This is a genomic window from Novosphingobium sp. NPDC080210, assembly GCF_050281025.1.
Lineage (GTDB): Bacteria > Pseudomonadota > Alphaproteobacteria > Sphingomonadales > Sphingomonadaceae > Novosphingobium.
In genome coordinates, this window is the sequence record NZ_JBNNWL010000006.1 from 73,454 (window position 1) to 90,441 (window position 16,988).

20 protein-coding genes are annotated in these 16,988 nt (G+C 63.6%); 5 read left to right on the forward strand and 15 right to left on the reverse strand.

Translation table 11 applies throughout. The features are described 5' to 3' along the window. The first annotated feature begins 160 nt into the window (after positions 1–160). From ACQKOE_RS14575 to ACQKOE_RS14585, 3 genes are all read left to right on the forward strand, one after another. Entirely contained in the window at positions 161–580 is a 420-nt protein-coding gene (locus ACQKOE_RS14575) for a hypothetical protein (protein ID WP_427513442.1), read from the forward strand. A gap of 219 nt (positions 581–799) precedes the next feature. Next, positions 800–1,444 (forward strand): Crp/Fnr family transcriptional regulator, encoded by a 645-nt coding sequence (locus ACQKOE_RS14580; RefSeq protein ID WP_427513443.1) that lies wholly within the window; start codon positions 800–802, stop codon positions 1,442–1,444. Positions 1,445–1,648: 204 nt separating this feature from the next. Beyond that, positions 1,649–2,089 carry a hypothetical protein gene (locus tag ACQKOE_RS14585; RefSeq protein WP_427513444.1) on the forward strand — a complete coding sequence of 147 codons (441 nt, stop codon included), beginning with the start codon at positions 1,649–1,651 and terminating at the stop codon, positions 2,087–2,089. A gap of 62 nt (positions 2,090–2,151) precedes the next feature. Here ACQKOE_RS14585 and ACQKOE_RS14590 read toward each other — a convergent pair whose 3' ends face one another. The 14 genes from ACQKOE_RS14590 to ACQKOE_RS14655 form a co-directional block, all read right to left on the reverse strand. Beyond that, complete coding sequence (locus ACQKOE_RS14590) at positions 2,152–2,724, reverse strand: M23 family metallopeptidase (RefSeq protein WP_427513445.1); 573 nt, start codon at positions 2,722–2,724, stop codon at positions 2,152–2,154. Beyond that, positions 2,721–3,182: an A24 family peptidase gene (locus ACQKOE_RS14595; protein WP_427513446.1), complete on the reverse strand. Its 462-nt coding sequence runs from the start codon at positions 3,180–3,182 to the stop codon at positions 2,721–2,723. The genes ACQKOE_RS14590 and ACQKOE_RS14595 overlap by 4 nt, the downstream gene beginning before the upstream one ends. Continuing rightward, on the reverse strand, positions 3,179–3,919 hold the full coding sequence (locus ACQKOE_RS14600) for a tetratricopeptide repeat protein (RefSeq protein WP_427513447.1): 741 nt from the start codon (positions 3,917–3,919) through the stop codon (positions 3,179–3,181). Before ACQKOE_RS14600 ends, ACQKOE_RS14595 begins: the two co-directional genes overlap by 4 nt. A gap of 1 nt (position 3,920) precedes the next feature. Next, positions 3,921–4,889 (reverse strand): type II secretion system F family protein, encoded by a 969-nt coding sequence (locus ACQKOE_RS14605; RefSeq protein ID WP_427513448.1) that lies wholly within the window; start codon positions 4,887–4,889, stop codon positions 3,921–3,923. A gap of 3 nt (positions 4,890–4,892) precedes the next feature. Further along, entirely contained in the window at positions 4,893–5,894 is a 1,002-nt protein-coding gene (locus ACQKOE_RS14610; protein WP_427513449.1) for a type II secretion system F family protein, read from the reverse strand. Then, positions 5,891–7,279 (reverse strand): CpaF family protein, encoded by a 1,389-nt coding sequence (locus ACQKOE_RS14615; protein WP_427513450.1) that lies wholly within the window; start codon positions 7,277–7,279, stop codon positions 5,891–5,893. The genes ACQKOE_RS14610 and ACQKOE_RS14615 overlap by 4 nt, the downstream gene beginning before the upstream one ends. Before the next feature lie 2 nt (positions 7,280–7,281). Beyond that, positions 7,282–8,481, reverse strand: coding sequence for an AAA family ATPase (locus ACQKOE_RS14620; RefSeq protein WP_427513451.1), 1,200 nt, complete (start codon positions 8,479–8,481; stop codon positions 7,282–7,284). Positions 8,482–8,492: 11 nt separating this feature from the next. After that, the gene (locus tag ACQKOE_RS14625) at positions 8,493–9,104 is read right to left on the reverse strand and encodes a TadE/TadG family type IV pilus assembly protein (protein WP_427513452.1); all 612 of its coding nucleotides are present in this window, start codon (positions 9,102–9,104) and stop codon (positions 8,493–8,495) included. Beyond that, positions 9,101–9,613 (reverse strand): TadE/TadG family type IV pilus assembly protein, encoded by a 513-nt coding sequence (locus ACQKOE_RS14630; RefSeq protein ID WP_427513453.1) that lies wholly within the window; start codon positions 9,611–9,613, stop codon positions 9,101–9,103. Before ACQKOE_RS14630 ends, ACQKOE_RS14625 begins: the two co-directional genes overlap by 4 nt. Before the next feature lies 1 nt (position 9,614). Then, positions 9,615–11,162, reverse strand: a complete 1,548-nt coding sequence (locus ACQKOE_RS14635; protein WP_427513454.1) for a pilus assembly protein TadG-related protein — start codon at positions 11,160–11,162, stop codon at positions 9,615–9,617. A gap of 19 nt (positions 11,163–11,181) precedes the next feature. After that, positions 11,182–11,514, reverse strand: coding sequence for a hypothetical protein (locus ACQKOE_RS14640; protein WP_427513455.1), 333 nt, complete (start codon positions 11,512–11,514; stop codon positions 11,182–11,184). After that, positions 11,504–12,949 (reverse strand): type II and III secretion system protein family protein, encoded by a 1,446-nt coding sequence (locus ACQKOE_RS14645; protein WP_427513456.1) that lies wholly within the window; start codon positions 12,947–12,949, stop codon positions 11,504–11,506. The genes ACQKOE_RS14640 and ACQKOE_RS14645 overlap by 11 nt, the downstream gene beginning before the upstream one ends. Beyond that, entirely contained in the window at positions 12,939–13,844 is a 906-nt protein-coding gene (cpaB, locus tag ACQKOE_RS14650) for a Flp pilus assembly protein CpaB (protein ID WP_427513457.1), read from the reverse strand. The genes ACQKOE_RS14645 and cpaB overlap by 11 nt, the downstream gene beginning before the upstream one ends. Positions 13,845–13,921: 77 nt before the next feature. After that, the gene (locus ACQKOE_RS14655) at positions 13,922–14,098 is read right to left on the reverse strand and encodes a Flp family type IVb pilin (RefSeq protein WP_427513458.1); all 177 of its coding nucleotides are present in this window, start codon (positions 14,096–14,098) and stop codon (positions 13,922–13,924) included. Positions 14,099–14,520: 422 nt separating this feature from the next. Here ACQKOE_RS14655 and ACQKOE_RS14660 point away from each other — a divergent pair, with 422 nt between their 5' ends. After that, positions 14,521–15,333: a DUF2569 domain-containing protein gene (locus tag ACQKOE_RS14660; RefSeq protein ID WP_427513459.1), complete on the forward strand. Its 813-nt coding sequence runs from the start codon at positions 14,521–14,523 to the stop codon at positions 15,331–15,333. A gap of 51 nt (positions 15,334–15,384) precedes the next feature. Then, positions 15,385–15,837 (forward strand): tRNA (cytidine(34)-2'-O)-methyltransferase, encoded by a 453-nt coding sequence (locus ACQKOE_RS14665; protein WP_427513460.1) that lies wholly within the window; start codon positions 15,385–15,387, stop codon positions 15,835–15,837. 3 nt (positions 15,838–15,840) lie between these two features. Here ACQKOE_RS14665 and ACQKOE_RS14670 read toward each other — a convergent pair whose 3' ends face one another. Next, entirely contained in the window at positions 15,841–16,809 is a 969-nt protein-coding gene (locus ACQKOE_RS14670) for a rhodanese-related sulfurtransferase (RefSeq protein ID WP_427513461.1), read from the reverse strand. Between the last annotated feature and the right edge of the window lie 179 nt (positions 16,810–16,988).

Consider the following 16,988-nt stretch of genomic DNA (forward strand, 5'->3'; position numbering starts at 1 on the left):
ATCAGAAAATTAGTTATATAAGTTAATTTACGTAATAAAGGGTTTACTTTCAATTTGGCACTAATTTCACGCAGTGAATTGGTGCAAATCAAAAGATCTATTTGTCTGCCTGTGCATTATCGCCTGTGAACACGGTGCGATTCCAGAAGTGAGCAGGCAAATGAAAGATCATGCAGCCCTTTCGATCCTTGCAGCGCTAGCGGCTGCCTTCGTTGCGGCCCCGGCCATCGCATCCGAACCGGCCGCACAGTACCGGATCGGCATTTCCGCCGAAGTGCCGGTGCTCTGCCGCGTTTCGGTTGATGCAGCGCTGGTTCCGGACAGTGCCGGGCGGGTTTCGCTCGGCACCATGAAGGAGTTCTGCAACAATCCACACGGCTATCAGGTGGTGATGGAATATGCCCCGATGGCCGGCGATGCGGCACTGATCGTGGATGGGCGTACGATTCCACTGGGCAAGAGTGGCCGTGTGATCATTGCGAAGTCGCCGGGTGCCGCCGTGACTGAACGGAAGGTGGAATTGCAGCTCCCGCAAGAGGGAGTTGCTCCCGCACTGGCATTCCGCATTGAACCGCTATGATCTGCACTTATTCACATTGGATTATGAAATGTGATTTATAAAACGTCATTATAAGACAATAAGCTGGACATAATAGGTGTTTTGTCTTATAATATTTTGATTTATAAAGTGCTATTCAATCAGGGCAACGTGTTCAGGCAATTCTATTGTCATGGGCTAACCTACCGACTGTGGGAGTATTTGCGGGGCGCCAGTGTGCCGCAGATGGCTTGATTGAGTATGCTGGACATTTCCGACGCGACTGCACATGCTTTTAGCCGCCGCCAGCATTTGGCGTTTCCCGATGACCGCATGGAATACATCCTCCGGATCGAGGCTGGCTGGCTGGCGCGTTACACCAGGCTCGCTTCGGGTCAGCGGCAGATCACAGCCATCTACTTGCCGGGTGACTATTGCGAGCCGCATTGGATCATAGATCCCACCAGCACGGAATGGATTGTCGCGCTTACTCCGGTGAAGGCGACGGCAGTTTCACTGGAGAGCGTCATGCTGGACGCGGGAACGTACCCGGAGCATACCCGCAGGATACTTGCCGACCTCATCCGGGTGCTTGCCCGGCAGTCGTCGATGGTCGTCGCCTTGGGGCGCAAGTCCGGGGTTGAACGGCTCAGCGCGGTCATCCTGGAACTGTACGATCGCGTGGTTGCCATGGCCCCGGACGGCGAAGTCGAGGCCATGCCCCTTACGCAAGGGGATCTGGCCGACATCGTTGGCATCACGCCGATCCACGTGAACCGCATCCTGAAAGAGCTGCGCGGACGTCAAGTGCTTGAAGTGCACCGCGGTGCCGTCACCGTGACCGATCCGGAGACATTGAGGTTCATCACGGTCAACGGCTATTTCCCCCCACACGATGCAATCTAATCGCAGACCGGGCCTGTGCGCTTTCTCAAAATGGCATGCATTCTGAAACGCAGCCGGTCAAAATCCATGTCATTCTGACTTGCATGATCCTGCGTGCAACAATCGATTGCAAAGCGGCAAGGGCTTAGTGCTCTGAAATCCCGGAAAATTCCGGAAATGGTACGGTTCTTGCCAGTTTCGCTGCATCCAGAAGGAGGAAATGCAGTGAAACTCAATCTTCAAGTTCGCCCGTCCCGCATCGCCGCAGCCGTTGCCGCTGCTTCGATCATCGTTGCTCTCGCACCGGCTAGCTATGCCCAGTCCGGCACCAGCCAGTATCGTATCGGCGTTGAGGGTCATGTTCCCGTGATTTGCCGCGTTGCGGTTGATGCCGCGCAGGTTGACACCGGCACGGGTACCTCATCGCTCGGCAATCTGAACGAGTTCTGCAACAACGCCCGCGGTTACCAGGTCGTGGCTGACTACTCGCCGGTCCTGGCGGGTGCGAGCCTGGTGGTCGATGGCGTGGAAATCCCGCTGAACGAAAGCGGATCGGTTACCGTTTCGCGCTCTGACACGGCGGCCATTGCCAATCGCAAGCTGGCGCTGAAGCTGGCCGGCAATGCCCAACCGGGCAACCTGACCTTCCGCATCATGCCGCAGTAATGCCTGCGCGCTGCTTTCCCGCCCCGTGTGGCCCAATCGGGCCCACGGGGAGGAATGGCGCTTTACAGGTACGATCTGGGGTCGACGGGTCTGCCGCCCAGGCGGACCTCGTAATGAAGATGCGGACCGGTGGATCGGCCAGTGGAACCGACGCGCCCGATAAGGTCGCCCATGCCGACCGGGGTGCCCGGTGCTGACGCGACAGCGGAAAGGTGACCGAACAGGGTCGAAGTCCCGCCGCCATGGTCGATCACGACGCACAGTCCGTAATTGCCGTTCCATCCGGCAAAGGAAATGAAGCCGGGGGCAGTGGCGTGGACCGCCGTCCCGGTCGGTGCCGCAAAGTCCAGCCCGCCGTGGAACTTCGCCCCTCCGCCAAAGGGGTGGAAACGCATGCCAAAGCCGCTGGAGATCCAGTTGGCCTTGAGCGGCAGTCCGCTGGGCCGGGTGCCGGGTCCGGCCAGGGGGAACCCCGGGTTGAAGGCACGCGCGAGCCGCAAGGGGGTGCCTTCAATATCCAGCGAACGACCGAACGTTACGGCTGGCCTCGTTCCTTCTGCATAAGCCGCATCCGATGCCACGGCGGCAATGCAGAGAATGCCGGTAAGGGCGAGGGACAGGCGGCGCGAAGTCAATGGAACAGGCCCGCGCTGGCCAGAACGGCTCCAGCCGCAATGGCGATGCCGAATGGCACCTTGGCAAAGTCCGCCTCGTCCTCTTCGGGAGAGGGGGCTGAGCGCATCCAGATCAGCCAGATCAGTGCGATCAGGAACCCGGCGAGCGCAACCCAGCCCAGCAACCGGAATGCCTCTGACAAGGGAAACCACGCCGCGACCCCGGCGTAATACTTGGCATCGCCGCTGCCGACCAGGTCCAGGGTCGAAACGCAAAAGCCGATGCCGAGCGCGACCAGCATGTGGATCAGGCTGGAAAAGGTATGATGGCTGCCAACCAGGGCCATGCCGGCTGCGAGACCGGCGATCGCCAATCCTGCCGCGACCACGTTGGGCAGGCGCCGCCTGACCAGATCGGACCAGGCCATATAGGCGCCGCTCGCCGCCAGGGACCCAAAGGTGACGATGCCAAAGCTCATGGCTGCCGCGCATTGCCCCCGGTTTGCGGTCCGATAACGACCGGCAACGCGCTTGCCGCGCCGAAGGTCACAGTCTTGCGTGCGGATGTGCGAACCGGTTTGTCAACGGGGGATGCTGCCGGAGCGGCTGCGACCGGGGTTCCGGGCCGGACCTTGTTCCGAGCTGCCACGGCAGGAAGGGCGGCCTGGGTGCAGTTGCGCGGCCTGGCACCCTTGAAGCTCACCGCGCAAGAGGTTGCGGTGCGATCTGCCGGCCGGGTCAGCAAGGTGAACTGGCGGTTGCCATCGCGGTACAGCTTGCCCGGTTCGCGCGGTGCCGGCGGCACGGGTGCAACCAGGGGCCTTGCCGCCTGCGGGCGGAGTGCGGCCAGAGTGAACCCGGCAGACTGGGTAAGCGTCGCCAGATTGCGCGCATAGAGCGGATTGGCGGGATCGGCCGTGGAGGCTTGGGTGAAGAACCGGTAGGCCAGGTCGGCCCGTCCCAGGCGAGCGTAAGCCACGCCCAGGCCATTGAATGCCGGAGCGGCAGGCTCTCCAAAAACCAGCGCACGGTTGAAAGCTTCAATCGCGAGGCCATTGCGCTGTGCGGCCAGATGCGCGCGGCCTAGCTCGGTCTCGCTCGGGGCCGGGCGTTCGATCCCGTTGCGCGCGAGCCCGGGGGCGCCGGTTGCCTGACAAGCCCCCAGCGCGGCTGCGCATCCCAGCAGCAAGGCATTGCCCAAAAGCCTGTTTCGCATATCAACCTCCTGCCATGACGGGGAAAACGTTCCTGATGACGCGAATGAGTGCGGGCAGCATCAGCACCCCGATCATGGTCGGCAACATGCAGACCACCAGCGGGATGGAGAGCAGGACCGGCAGGCGGTGCGCCTTTTCTTCCGCCCGCATCCGGCGCCTTTCGCGCATTTCGCCGGCATAGACGCGCAAGGTCGCGCCGATGCTGGTGCCCAGCTTGTCCGACTGGATCAACAGGGTGGAGAACGAGCGGATCTCGTCGATGCCAGCCTCGTCCGCCATCTGGCGCAGCGCTTCTTCGCGCGTTGCACCGGCGCGCAAGCGCAGGGTCGTCGTCGCCAGCATCTGCGCTACCAACGGGTGGGACGCCGCCATTTCCCGCGCCACGCGGTCCAGCGCCGCTTCCAGCCCCAGTCCGGCCTCGACCGCGATCAGGATCAGGTCGAGCGCATCGGGGAAGCCGTTGGTGATCGCCTCGCGCCGCCGGTCCGCCTTGATCCGCACGATCAGCGATGGACCGAGCAGGCCGATCGCCCCGCAAATCGAACCGACCAGGTAGAGCCGCAGGAAGGTCAACTCCTGTCCGGTGGCCAAGGTGCCCAGCACGAATGCCGTCGGCAAGGTCACCACCAGGCCAAGCCGGACCAAGGTATAGAGCCGGGGGGCGAGGGGCGAAGTGAACCCGGCGGCGCGGAGCCGGTCGCGCAGGACGTCTCCCTTGGTATCGTCCAGGTTGAGACCGGCCTGTTCGATCCTGGCTACCAGCTTGTTCCACACCCCTTCGTTGTGGCTGCGCAGCGAAACGCTGTCCGTCCGCCGCGTGCTGCTGGAGATCGAGCGCAGTTCGCTCCGCGTCGCCATGCGCCGGTCGACGAAAGTCATGGCGGTCAGCGCCGTCAGGGCAACGATCCCGAAGATGCCCAGCAGGACAGTGTAGCGAATGACGGGGTTGGTGGCGATCAGTTCGAGCATGGGTCAGACCTTCAAATCGATCATGCGCCGGATCGTGTAGACCCCCACGGCATAGAGCAGGCCCAGCCCGGTGAACCCGTAAAGGAAGATTGGATCGCCAGCGACGTCGAAGAAGAATTTGCGGTTCAGAGTGAACAGGAACAGGAAGGTCAGGACCGGGAGCGCGGAGAGAACCCAGCCGCTCATCCGTCCTTCCGAACTGAGCGCACGGACTTTCAGGTACATCGAGTGGCGGTCGCGGATCACGCTCGACAGGTTGCCCAGGATTTCGGCCAGGTTGCCGCCGGTTTCGCTTTGCAGCGAAATCGAGACGGCAAACATGCGGATATCGGGCAGGTCCCAGCGGTCGGCCATGTCCATCAGCGAGGTGGTGAGTTCCGCGCCATAGGCGACTTCGTCCGCCACCAGGCCGAATTCGCTGCCCAGCGGGTCTTCCATTTCCCGGGTCAGCAGGTCGATGGCGGCGGCGATGGGATGGCCGGCCCTGAGGGCACGGGTGAAAACGTCGAGGGCGATGGGAAACTGCTCTTCCATCTTGCGGCGGCGCTGATCCTTGCGGCGGCTGATCAGCGAAAAGGGGACCAGGATGGTCAGGCAGCCGCTCATCACCAGGACCAGTTCGAAGGTGCCGATGGTGATGGTAAATCCAGAACTCATCGCCAGCAGCAGCAAGGCGGCTGCGACAATGGCAAAGGCGGACAGGCTGGCCAGGATGATCGTGCGCGGTGCCAGGCCGATATTGGCGATCTGCACCGTCTGCTGAAAGCGGTGATACCACCGTTCGAGCCGCCCGGCGTCCGGCGAGAGGCGGCTCGGGACATAGCGGCGCAGGATCGCATCGACATCGCTGGCCGATGCACCGCTTTTCAGCAATTCGAGGCGGCGGTTGACTGCTTTCCTTGCCGCGCGCCGGTTGACGTAGCCCGCCAGCAGCCACTGCGAAACAAGGAAGATCGTCGCAAAGACGACCACCAGGATCAACAGGCGGAGCAGCAGCGCGCTCATGGCGTGGTCAGGTCCGTTTGCGGGCTGAACAGGGCCGGGTCCAGCTCGATCCCGCGATCGCGCAGCAGGGTGGCGAACTTCGGGCGGATGCCAGCCGCTTCGAACTGGCCCAGGACTTCGCCGGTTTCGCTTTTCCCGGTAATGCGGAAGCGGAAGATTTCCTGCATGGTCATCGTATCGCCTTCCATCCCGGTCAGTTCGCTCAAGCTGATCAGGCGGCGGCGGCCATCGGGCAGGCGGGCGATCTGGATCACCACCTGGATGGCCGAGGCGATCTGCGCGCGGGCGGAGCGGGGGGTAATGTCGATCTCGCTCATCCCGATCATCTGCTCGATGCGGGACAGCGCATCGCGCGGGGTATTGGCGTGGACCGTGGTCATCGATCCGTCGTGGCCAGTGTTCATCGCCTGGAGCATGTCGAAGGCTTCGCCCGAGCGGCATTCGCCCAGGATGATCCGGTCGGGCCGCATGCGCAGCGCGTTCTTCACCAGGTCGCGCTGGGTTACCTCGCCCTTGCCTTCGATGTTGGGCGGGCGTGTTTCCAGCCGCGCGACGTGTTCCTGCTGCAATTGCAGTTCCGCCGAATCCTCGATCGTCACGATCCGTTCGCGCGGGTTGATGAACGAGGACAAGGCATTGAGCAGCGTGGTCTTGCCCGAACCGGTGCCGCCGGAAATGATGATGTTCAGCCGCGCTTCGACAATCGCGCGCAGCACCGGCTTCAGCTTGGCCGGGATGGAGCCAAGTTCGATCATCCGGTCCAAGCTGATTGGGGACTTGGAGAATTTGCGGATCGACAGCAGCGAGCCATCGATGGCCAGCGGCGCGACGATGGCGTTGACGCGCGATCCATCGGCAAGGCGCGCGTCGACGAAGGGGGAGGATTCGTCGACGCGCCGCCCAACTGCGGATACGATCTTCTGGATGATGCGCAGCAAGTGGCGCTCGTCCTGGAACCGCGTGGGGACGCGCTCCAGCAGGCCGCGCCGCTCCACGAACACGGTCTTGTAGCCGTTCACCAGGATATCGGTGATCGTTTCGTCCTTCAGCAGCGGCTCTAGCGGGCCGAGGCCCAGCAGTTCGTCCAGCACTTCGTCGATCAGCTGGGCGCGCTCCGTGCGGTTGAGCGCCACGCCATCGGCATCGATCAGGTCCCCCACGACCTGCGCCGTTTCCGCCGCCACCTGATCGCGCGGCAGCTTTTCCAGCGCGGCCAGGTTGAGCCGTTCGATCAATTGCTGGTGTATGCGGACCTTCAGGCCCATCAGCTTGTCGACATCGTGCGGCACGCCCGGTTTCGCCGGAGGCGCAGGGGCCGGGGCCTGCACGGCCGCTTGGGACGTTCCGCCGTGCGGTCCCGGGTCCGGGCGCCTGAGCTGCCACATGCTCATCGCGCTTCATATCCGATGCGCTTCGCGACCGCTTCGGCGATGGCGGCGACATCGGCAGAGAACTTGCTCTTGCGGCTCAGGCGGTGGGCCAGCACGCCCTGGGCCTGGGCCGAGGCGAGGTCCTGCCCCTCCAGCGAGACGGTGCCGATCACTTCGCGGTGCAGCGTTTCTGATACATCGGAGGTGTCGATGGCCTTGAACATGCGCCGCTCGGCCCGGTTGATCACCAGGACCACGCGGTCGCGCTCCACCCCGATCTGGGCCAGCAGGTCCAGCCGCCGCTTCGCCTGACGCAGGCTTTTTACGTTGAGTTCCACCACCATCAGGATGAGGTCCGAAGCCGAAAGCACCGAGACGGCCCAGTTGGTCCAGTCGGTCGGCACGTCGACCACCACGGCGCTGTAGTTCTGGCGGATCAGGGTCAGCAATTGCAGCAGCCGGTCGGTGTCCACTGCTTCCAGCGGCTGGATGTCATCGGGCGAGGCGAAGACGACCAGATGATCGTCCGCCTTGCGGGCGACGGCGCGCAGCAGTTCCTCGTCCAGGCGGCTGCCGGCGGCGAGCAGGTCGCTGAGTGTTCCCGTTCCCGATGTGCCCAGGAATTCGGCGATGGAGCCAGCCTGGAGGTCAAGGTCAACCAGCGCGACAGGGGCGGCATGGGGCCGGATCGCTGCAAGGTGCGCGGCAACGTGGGTGGCAATGGATGTGGCGCCGCAGCCGCCAATGGAACGCACAACGGCCAGTTGCGGCGCCAGCCTTACCGCGCCCGAACGCGCCCGCGAATGGGCGAGCGCGCGCAGGGTCACGTCCAGAAGTTCCTCGATCTGCAGGGGTAAGACAATGACGTCGCTCACCCCTTCGCGCACCAGCGTCTGAACCAGGGCAATCGTGGTTTCGGCAATGGCCGCGATCCGGGGCAGGTCGGGATAGTCCCGCCCGATGGCGCGCAGCCGGTCGAGCGAGGCGGGGCTGCCAGGATCCACTTCCACCACGACCACCCGCGCTGCGGCCAGCAGGTCGGCGGGGACGGGTTCGTCCGCACTGCTGGCATAGGTCAGCAGCCCCGGAAACGCCTGCGCCCCGGCGCCGCCTTCAACCGCAGCGAGCTGCGCGCTGGAGGCCACCAGCAACAGGTCCGCGCAAGACCGCATCCCCGCATCCGCTTTGGCAAAACCCTTGAGATTCATGTCGGTCATTTCTTGTCTGCTTAGTTCGATGTCGTACCGCTGCCGTCTTCCATCGGCAGGGTGTAGGGGAAGGCGGGCATTTCAAATTGCCCGCCGAGTAGGACGATGGAATTGAACTGAATGCCGTGCAGGCTGACTGTGGTCAGGGGCGCCACGTCCGGCGCGTTCGGATCGCCAGCAAAACCCAGGCCGGAATGGCTGTAGGTTATCCTGACATTTTCGTAATTAATGCGGGGGTAAACCTCCTGCATCCGTTCGACAAACAGCCTGAAAGCCGAAGAGTCTGAAGTGACCGGGAATGGGCAACTTCCCGCCGTGCAACTGCATGTCACCGACGATGCAGTGCCGTCGCAAACAACTTTGCCGAACAGGGCGGAACTGACTGGTTCTCCCTGTGGCACTTCACCCGAAGCGGCAAAGCTGTAATCCTTCAGGCCGCTGGCGATCATATCGGTGGCAACAGCCCAGCGTGCCCCCACCTGGGTCGCCCGTTCCGCCCGGTTCAATTCCCAGGCAAAGCGCCCCAGATCCAGCGTTCCAAACAAAAGTAGCAGGAACGCCGGCAAGACCAGCGCAAATTCTGCCGCCGTTGCGCCTCTTTCACAGGCGAGGAAGTGGCCCGGGCGGGTCATATGCCAGTCACCGGGCTTTCCGCCGCAGCCTGGATCTGCCACGTCGCGGACCCAAACCCCATGCTGCCGAGTAATGAGGGGAAAGGCACAGTGGTGTGAATGCGGACCTTGGGGGCATAATTGCCCGTGGCTGCGTAAATTCCGCCCACTTCGATTCCGCCGATTTCGCTGGTGCAAGAGACTGAAATGAAGATATGCTTGTCCGCCCAGCCCGGAACTGTTCCTTCGCCCAGTTCAAGTTGACCAGTCCGCGTTAGGTTCTTGATCTTCTGGACCGTCAGTGCGCTGCCATTGAAGGTGCCGCCGGGGCAACCGTAATTGGCAAAGTCGAGGCGTGCCGCGTAACGTGCACCGTCACGCACTCCCTTAATTACCCGGTGCTCACACAGGATATACCAAGCGCCCTCGAACATGGTGAACAGCAAGGCAAGCGCGAGTGGCAGGATCAGCGCCATCTCCGCCGCCGCCGCACCGCGCTCGTGGGTAATGAAGGCGCCGACCCGGCCCATTTCATTCCACCAGGTACGGCACGTCGCGCCGGATCTTCTGGGCGGCATTGCTTCCGCCACCAGTCGTCGTAAGTCCGATCACCTCGACGTAGACATCGCTTTGCTCGGTGTACTTGTTCCCGCCAGAGTCGCTGCGATTGGCCGAAGGCTCGACCAGGAACACGTCGATCCACCGGGTCGGCTGGATCCCTGTGGTAGTGCCTTGAACGCCTTGTGCTTTGCAGTTGACTACTGCGACCGATAGAACCCGCCGATCCACGTTCGTTCCGCCCACTGCCACGCCCGGCTGGCGACAGATGGGTTGTGGTCTGGACGTAAGACTTCCGCTGCTCTGCGTAAGCAGGCGCGTCGTGGCATTTGCCGCCTCGTACTTGTAGACGTCGTACCGGGTCAGGGTCGAGCCGCGCTTGGGAATGGTGTTGAAGTCGAAAGTAGGGGAATAGTTGTCGGAATTCGTCCTGAAATAGGCGTTGCGGTCCCATTCTCCGTTGCCGATGATTCCTCCTGGACAGACACCTGTCGTGCTGACCGCATGGCACATGTCCCGCGGATAGCCCATCGGCGCCGTGTTCTGGATCTGCTCACTGGACAGCGGTGCAGCGGATAGCGGGCGGTATGGATTGGGTGGCTCGCGCCAACCACTGCCGCCCCCCGCTGCCAACTGGCATGCGTTGCCACGTTGCATCAGATCCTTGCGGGTGTTCGCCGATGGCGGACAGAGGTGGTTGTCCGTGCCGCAGGCCTGGTTCAGGCCGTTGGCATAGATGTCAAACCGGGTGTTAAGGGCATCGAGGACGCTAACCTGTTCCCCGGGCTTGGTTGTTATGGAATTGGCATCGACGCAGTCGCCCGGAATCTCGACGCGGCCAAGCGTTTGCGAGGTCGTCTGCGCCCCGTTCCCGGCGTTGGTCTGCAAATAGCCGAAGTTGCCAGGAGCATAATTCGACCCGCCGTCATTGGCGATCAGGCGAATGCCTTTCCCGATATAATTCGTAATCTCGAAATCAGGGTCGTTGATTTCGTTGGGGTTACAGATGAAGACTGGTGGCACCTTGCAGACGGAGGAGCCCAATCCTGCGACTGCCGTTGCGATGGCATCGCCTGTGAGCAAACCAGCAATGGGAGTGAAAGCAAAGCTGACGCTGCGCGCGTCAACGGTCACTTCGATAAAGCGTGCGTCGCTGTCTGACTTCGCTGGGGTTCCGGTTTTGTCGCTCCAGAACTTTATGCTTCCGCTGCTGTCGCAGGCTGAGACAGGTTGCACGACGACGCGACCCTGTCCGTCCGCCAGCAAGGTCAAGTTGTTCACCAGCGTCGCCGCTGCCGCCGCCGCGCGTGCACAGGCGCCGGGGCGGCCGTCGAGCTGGGTAGCTCCGGCCAGGGCGGCCTGGTCGGCGCCGTTTTGCAACTCGCTGTCCATGGCGGCCAGGCGGCCATAGTCAAAGCCCACGCCGGCGATCAGGACCAGCGCGGTCAGGGTGAGCGCATAGGTTGCGGCAACCGCGCCGCTCTCGTCTCCTACAAAGCCATGACCGTCAATTCGGCGCATGGTCGCACAGGTCCTTTCCTCAGTTGCCGCCCCCGGGGGAGCCGCCCGCTCCGCCGCCGGAGTCGCTTCCGCCGCTGCCGCCGATCTTGGTGATGCGCTGCCGTTCGGGCTGCTTCACCTTGTCGGTGCGATAGCGTTCGATGGCCTGGGCCGCCTTGTCGCCGCTGCCGCCGATCAGGGCGTCATCGTAAACCGGAGCGGGGTCGATCACTTGCGCGGCGAAGGTCTGGCGGTTGGCCTCACCGAAATTGTCGGGCTGGTTGACGCCGAGGGTGCTGCCGTCCGGCCCGGTACAGCCCGCGAGAGCAAGAACGGCGAGGGGTGCGAGCCGCCGGGCAAGGTCAGAAGCCATATGCGTCGTCCTTCTTGGTCTGGGCTGCGGGGGGCGGCGCGCCGTCCGAGGACACCGGAGGCAGTTCGCGCGGCTGGTAAGGCTGGCCCAGCAGGAACGTCTCGCCATCGGTGGGTTCGCGCACGCGGTCGGTGGGCAGGCGCACCTGCTCGGGCCGGATCGGCGCGACGAGGCGCGGGGTGACCACGATCAGCAGCTCGGTCTCGCCCTTCTGGTACCGGGTCGAGCGGAACAGGGTGCCCAGGATCGGGATCGAGCCGAGCACCGGCAGCTGCGAGATGTTCGCCTTGCTGTCCTGTTGCAGCAGTCCGGCGATGGCAAAGCTTTCGCCGTCGCGCAGTTCCAGAGTGGTGCTGACGCGCCGGGTGCGCAGGCCCGGGATGGTGATGCCGTTGATCGTAACCGCAGCGTTGGAATCGATCTCGCTCACTTCCGGATCGACGATCATGTGGATGGTCTTGTCGCTCAGCACGGTCGGGGTGAAGGCCAGTCCGATGCCGAAGGTCTTGAACTCCACGGTGATCGCGGCGTTGGAACTGCCGCCCTGCGCGACCGGAATGGGGAACTCGCCTCCGGCCAGGAACGAAGCGCGCTCGCCCGAAATGGCCACCAGGGTGGGCTTGGCCAGCGTTCGCGCAAGGCCCTTGGTTTCCAGGGCGTTCAGGATGCCAGTGATGTCGAGGCTGCCGATCCCGAACGTATTGCGGAATATCCCCGCCTGTCCGGTAATCGATTCCAGCCACAATTCCCCTGCGCCCGTGTCGGGATTGGGAATGAGCTGCGAATTGCGGCCCAGGACCATGTCGAAGGTACCGCCCTTGGACTTGGCGGAGCCGCTGAAGCCGACTTCGCGGCCCGTGGCGCGCTCCACCTCGGCGAACTGGACTTCCAGCATGACCTGTTGACCGGAGCCCAGGTTGATCATGTTGACCACCTTGTCCCCGGCATAGGTCCTGGCCAGCCGCTCTGCCGTATGGGCCGCGCCTGGGCTGGAAACCATGCCGGTCAGGACGATAGAGTCGTTGGAGATGCGGGCCTGCACCTCCTCGCCCGGAACCAGGTCGTTCAGCTGCGATTGCAGGGCCTCGACGTCGGGGCCGACAGCCACGTCCATCACCGCGATCACGCGCCCGCCCGCATCGTAGAGCGTCAGGCTGGTCGTGCCCATCTTCTTGCCAAGGACATAAAGCGAGCGGCTGGACAGCGGCAGGATGTCCGCCACTTCGTCGTTGCCGATCATCGCCTTGGCAATGGTGCGGTCGGCATTGACGATCTGGCTTTTGTTGACCGGCACTTCCAGCGTTCCGGCGTGCAGATCGCGGCTCTCGCCCGGAAGCGAGGCTGCGTTCTGCGCCATGGCCGGAGCAGCCGGGATCAGCAGGCACAGCGCCAGCGCGGCGAGGCCGGGGCGCAATCTGGCAGGCTCAATAGCCATGGAACACACTCACTTCGCTGGTCTTGGTGCCGCGCACCACGGTTACGCTGGGGCCGGTGAAGGCGCGGACGGGCTGGGCCGCGGCAGTCGGAACCGCGCTGCCTCTGCTGGCGGCGGCAGGTGCGGGGGAGGCCGAACCCGCCTGGCGGCGCTGCGCGATGTAGAGGCGGCTGGCGGTAATATCGCGGCCCGTCACCGTGCTGCGCGAACCTACATTGGGATCGCCGACCTTGCGCAGCGCCAGCGAGATGACGCCAAGCTGCTGTGACAGAGCGAGTTTCTGCGCGCCGAAGCTATCGACTTGCAGCGTCGCGGTCTTGCCCAGGGCGGGGTCCGTGCTGTTGGGGTCGGACACCTGATCGACCGCGAGGACCGGAATCGATTCCAGCACGATGTCGGTCATCTTGTCGGACTGGCTCGATCCTTCGCCCGGGATCTGGCGGGTGACCAGCACGTCCACCACGTCGCCCGGACGGACGAAGCCGCCCGCTCCGGCCACGGCGTCGATCGGCACGGCAAAGGCGAGCTGTCCGTCGGGCAGGTTGGCGGACAGCGTGGCGCGGCCGTTTTCACCCGAGACCTTTGAGGCCAGGACCGGTTCGCCGGCGACCAGCGGGCGCAGCGCAACCCGCGCGCGCGTTGCCTCTTCCAGCGTGGTAAAGGCTCCCGCCGGAACGGATGAGGCCGGCCAATTGGCTAGCCGGGCGTTCTGGGCAGAGATCGGCGTGCCAAACGGCACGTCCTGGCTGGCCACGACGATGCGGACCTGGCGGCTTTGTTCCGCCACGGCTGCCTGGCGCTGCTCGACACCAGAGAACACGCCGTTGACGATCAGCACGGCGACCAGGCCTATCAGCAAGGCCGCGGCCAGCACGATCAGGCTTCGTGAACGCATTTTGCCCCCAAACTGCGTGAGAGGAGATCAGGTCACTGGTGCGGCCACGCATTTTGAGGAGCGTGGCCGCAATGGGATTACGCAGGCGGAGGGACGATTTCGTTCGCGACGTCGGTAATGACGGTGGCGATGTTTGTGCCGAGCAGCGTTGCTCCCACGGCAATACCGCCAGCAACCACTGCCAGGATCAGCGCATATTCGGCAGCGGCGGCGCCGCGTTCGTCGCGGATGAAGAATTTGATGAACTTGGTCATGTCAACTACCCCAATTTTGAACTCATTTCGGGCCATTTCAGAACGAGGGCATAGGCCGGACGGCATCTGCTCTCAGGTCCGTGGGGCGATTGGAATCAACGCAACCCTGATTTTATTTGGAAGCCAGCCAGTTGCACTGACCCCAAAGCGCGTTTGAAACCACGGGACTTCCTTAAAATCTTCCCACTTTGGTGCAACGTCAATTGGATTCCAAAGAAGGTTAAGTTGCGTTAAGAATTCTATTTCTAACCAGTAACTTGCTATGGAAAAACGGATAACGAAGCTGGTTAAGCAAGAGGGTTACCATGGCATTAAGGTGACAGTTTGCTTCCAAAATGGAAGCGAATCGGATGCCTGATTCGGCTGGTTGAGAGGAAATTAACCAGTCCGCCCTCACACTGCTCCCGGAACAGGAGCGCCCCATGGACCAAGTTATCGCAATGGCTGCCAATCTATCGGCCCGGCTGCTGGACGAGAGCCGCCGGATTGCGAGCTTCATCCAGCGCCGAGGGGTGTGGATCCTGGCCTTCTGGACCGTCCTGGCGCTGGGCGGGGGGCTGCTGCGGACCGGCAAGTTCTTTCTTGCCCACCCCCATCTGGCCAGCGATGCCCGCATCCCCGAATTGATGGCTCCTTCGCTGTTGATTGCGGCAGCGCCGTGGCTGGCCTGGTTCCTCGCCTCGCGCGCCTATCCGCATGGGGAGGGCACGCGGCAGCCCGCGTTCCGGCTCGCCGCCTTTGGCACCTGGCGGCGGATTCCGGCGCAGGAACTGCGCAGCCAGCCAGCCTATGGGTTCGAGGGGTTCCTCGTTTCGCTTGCCGTGGGCATGCTGCTGTCGATGGTGATGCGGCTGGTGACCTATCACCTCGCCATGCCCGCCATGCCGCCCGGTGCGCCGGGCTGGGCCATAGCGGCATTCCGCATCATGACCCTGGACGTGGCCTTGCTCAGCTTCATGTACATGATGTGCTTCACCATGGCCCAGCGCGCTGCGCCGCTGTTTCCCCGGATGCTGGTGGTGACCTGGTGCTATGACCTGCTGATGCAGTTCGCCATTGCCAAATATGTCGCCAGCGCCGGAGCCGTTCCTGCCATTGTAGCCGGACCCTTTGCGGACATGCTGACCGGAAATGTACGCCGGGTGCTGATCTCCATGACGATCTGGCTACCCTATCTGATGGTTTCCGCGCGGGTGAACACGACCTTCCGGGCACGGGTGCGCGTCCGGGCGTAGCTATGCTGCGGGGCACTTGCGCAGCGCGCACCAAGGCGGCACTGGGCTGGAATGCGGATTGCCTTGTACGAACCCGAAATTGCCGGAAACGTCGGCGCGGTCATGCGGCTGGGGGCCTGCCTGGGCGCGGCGGTGGACCTGATCGAGCCGCTGGGCTTTGCCTGGGACGACAAGCGCGTGCGCCGCGCGGCGATGGACTATATCGACCATGTCGAAGTGACGCGCCACGCTGGCTTCGCGGCCTTTCGCGCTGCCATCGCGCCCCGGCGGCTGGTGCTGTTCACCACCAAGGCCACGCAGTCCGTCTATGACTTCTCCTTCGCAGCCGACGACGTCCTGCTGTTCGGCAAGGAAAGCGCCGGGGTTCCGGCGCAAGTGGCAGAAGCTTGCGATGCGCGCCTGCGCATTCCGATGCGGCCGGAAGTGCGCTCGATGAATCTGGCCTCTTCCGCCGCGCTGGTCCTGGGCGAGGCGCTGCGCCAGAGCGGCAGCTTGCCTGGCTGATCTTCAGCTTTCGGCGGGTTCGGGCATAGCCGCGCCGACGTGGGCCGCGCCGCGCCGCTGCGCCAGCAGCTCCTGGCGGTGGCGCTCGCGGTAGGAGGCGCGCTGTTCCTCGGTCCGCTCGTCGTGGCAGGCGGCGCAGCTGACGCCTTCCTCATACAGCGGGGATTGCCGGTCCTCCGGCTTCAGCGGGCGGCGGCAGGCGTGGCACAGGGTGCAATCGCCTTCGACCAGACCGTGCCCGACGGTGACGCGCTGGTCAAAGACGAAGCATTCGCCCTGCCACAGGCTCTGCTCCAGCGGCATGACTTCCAGGTACTTCAAGATGCCGCCTTTCAGGTGGAACACGTCCTCGATCCCCTCCTGCTTGAGGAAAGCAGTGCTCTTTTCGCAGCGGATGCCGCCGGTGCAGAACATGGCCACCTTGGGCGGCTTGCCGGTGCCCAGCAGGCGTTCGCGCTCGCGCCGGAACCAGTCGGGAAATTCGCGGAAGCTGACCGTGTGCGGATTGATCGCGCGGGCGAAAGTGCCGACTTCCACTTCGTAATCGTTGCGGGTGTCGATCACGATCGTGTCGGGATCGGAAATCAGCGCGTTCCAGTCCTGCGGCTCGACATAGGTGCCCACCACGCTGCGCGGATCGATGTCGGGCTGGCCCATGGTCACGATCTCGCGCTTCAGCCGCACTTTCATGCGGTGGAACGGCATGGTGCTGGCAGTGGAGAGCTTCACGTCCACTTCGGCACAGTCGGGCAGGGCGCGGATCGCGGCCAGCACCGCGTCGATCCCTTCCGGCGTACCGGCGATGGTGCCGTTGATCCCCTCGTGCGCCAGCAGCAGCGTGCCGCGCACGCCGTGCTGGTTGCACAGCTGCTCCAGCGGCTCGCGCAGGTCGCGATAGTTGTCCAGGCGGGCAAAGCGATAAAGCGCGGCCACGCGCAGCGGCTCGTTGGATCGGCGAACGGGGTTCTGCATGGCGGCCCCATAGCGAGGAATTGCGTCCGCGTCAGCAGGGCTGATACCCGGCTTCGACAGGCTCAGCCTGAGCGGGGCGTGGTAAAGCCCGTTCGTCCTGAGGAAGTGCTGAAGCCGCAGGCTGAAGCGCTGTCTCGAAGGACAGCGTCCCGCGCGATGGTTCGAGACGGCCCCTCAAC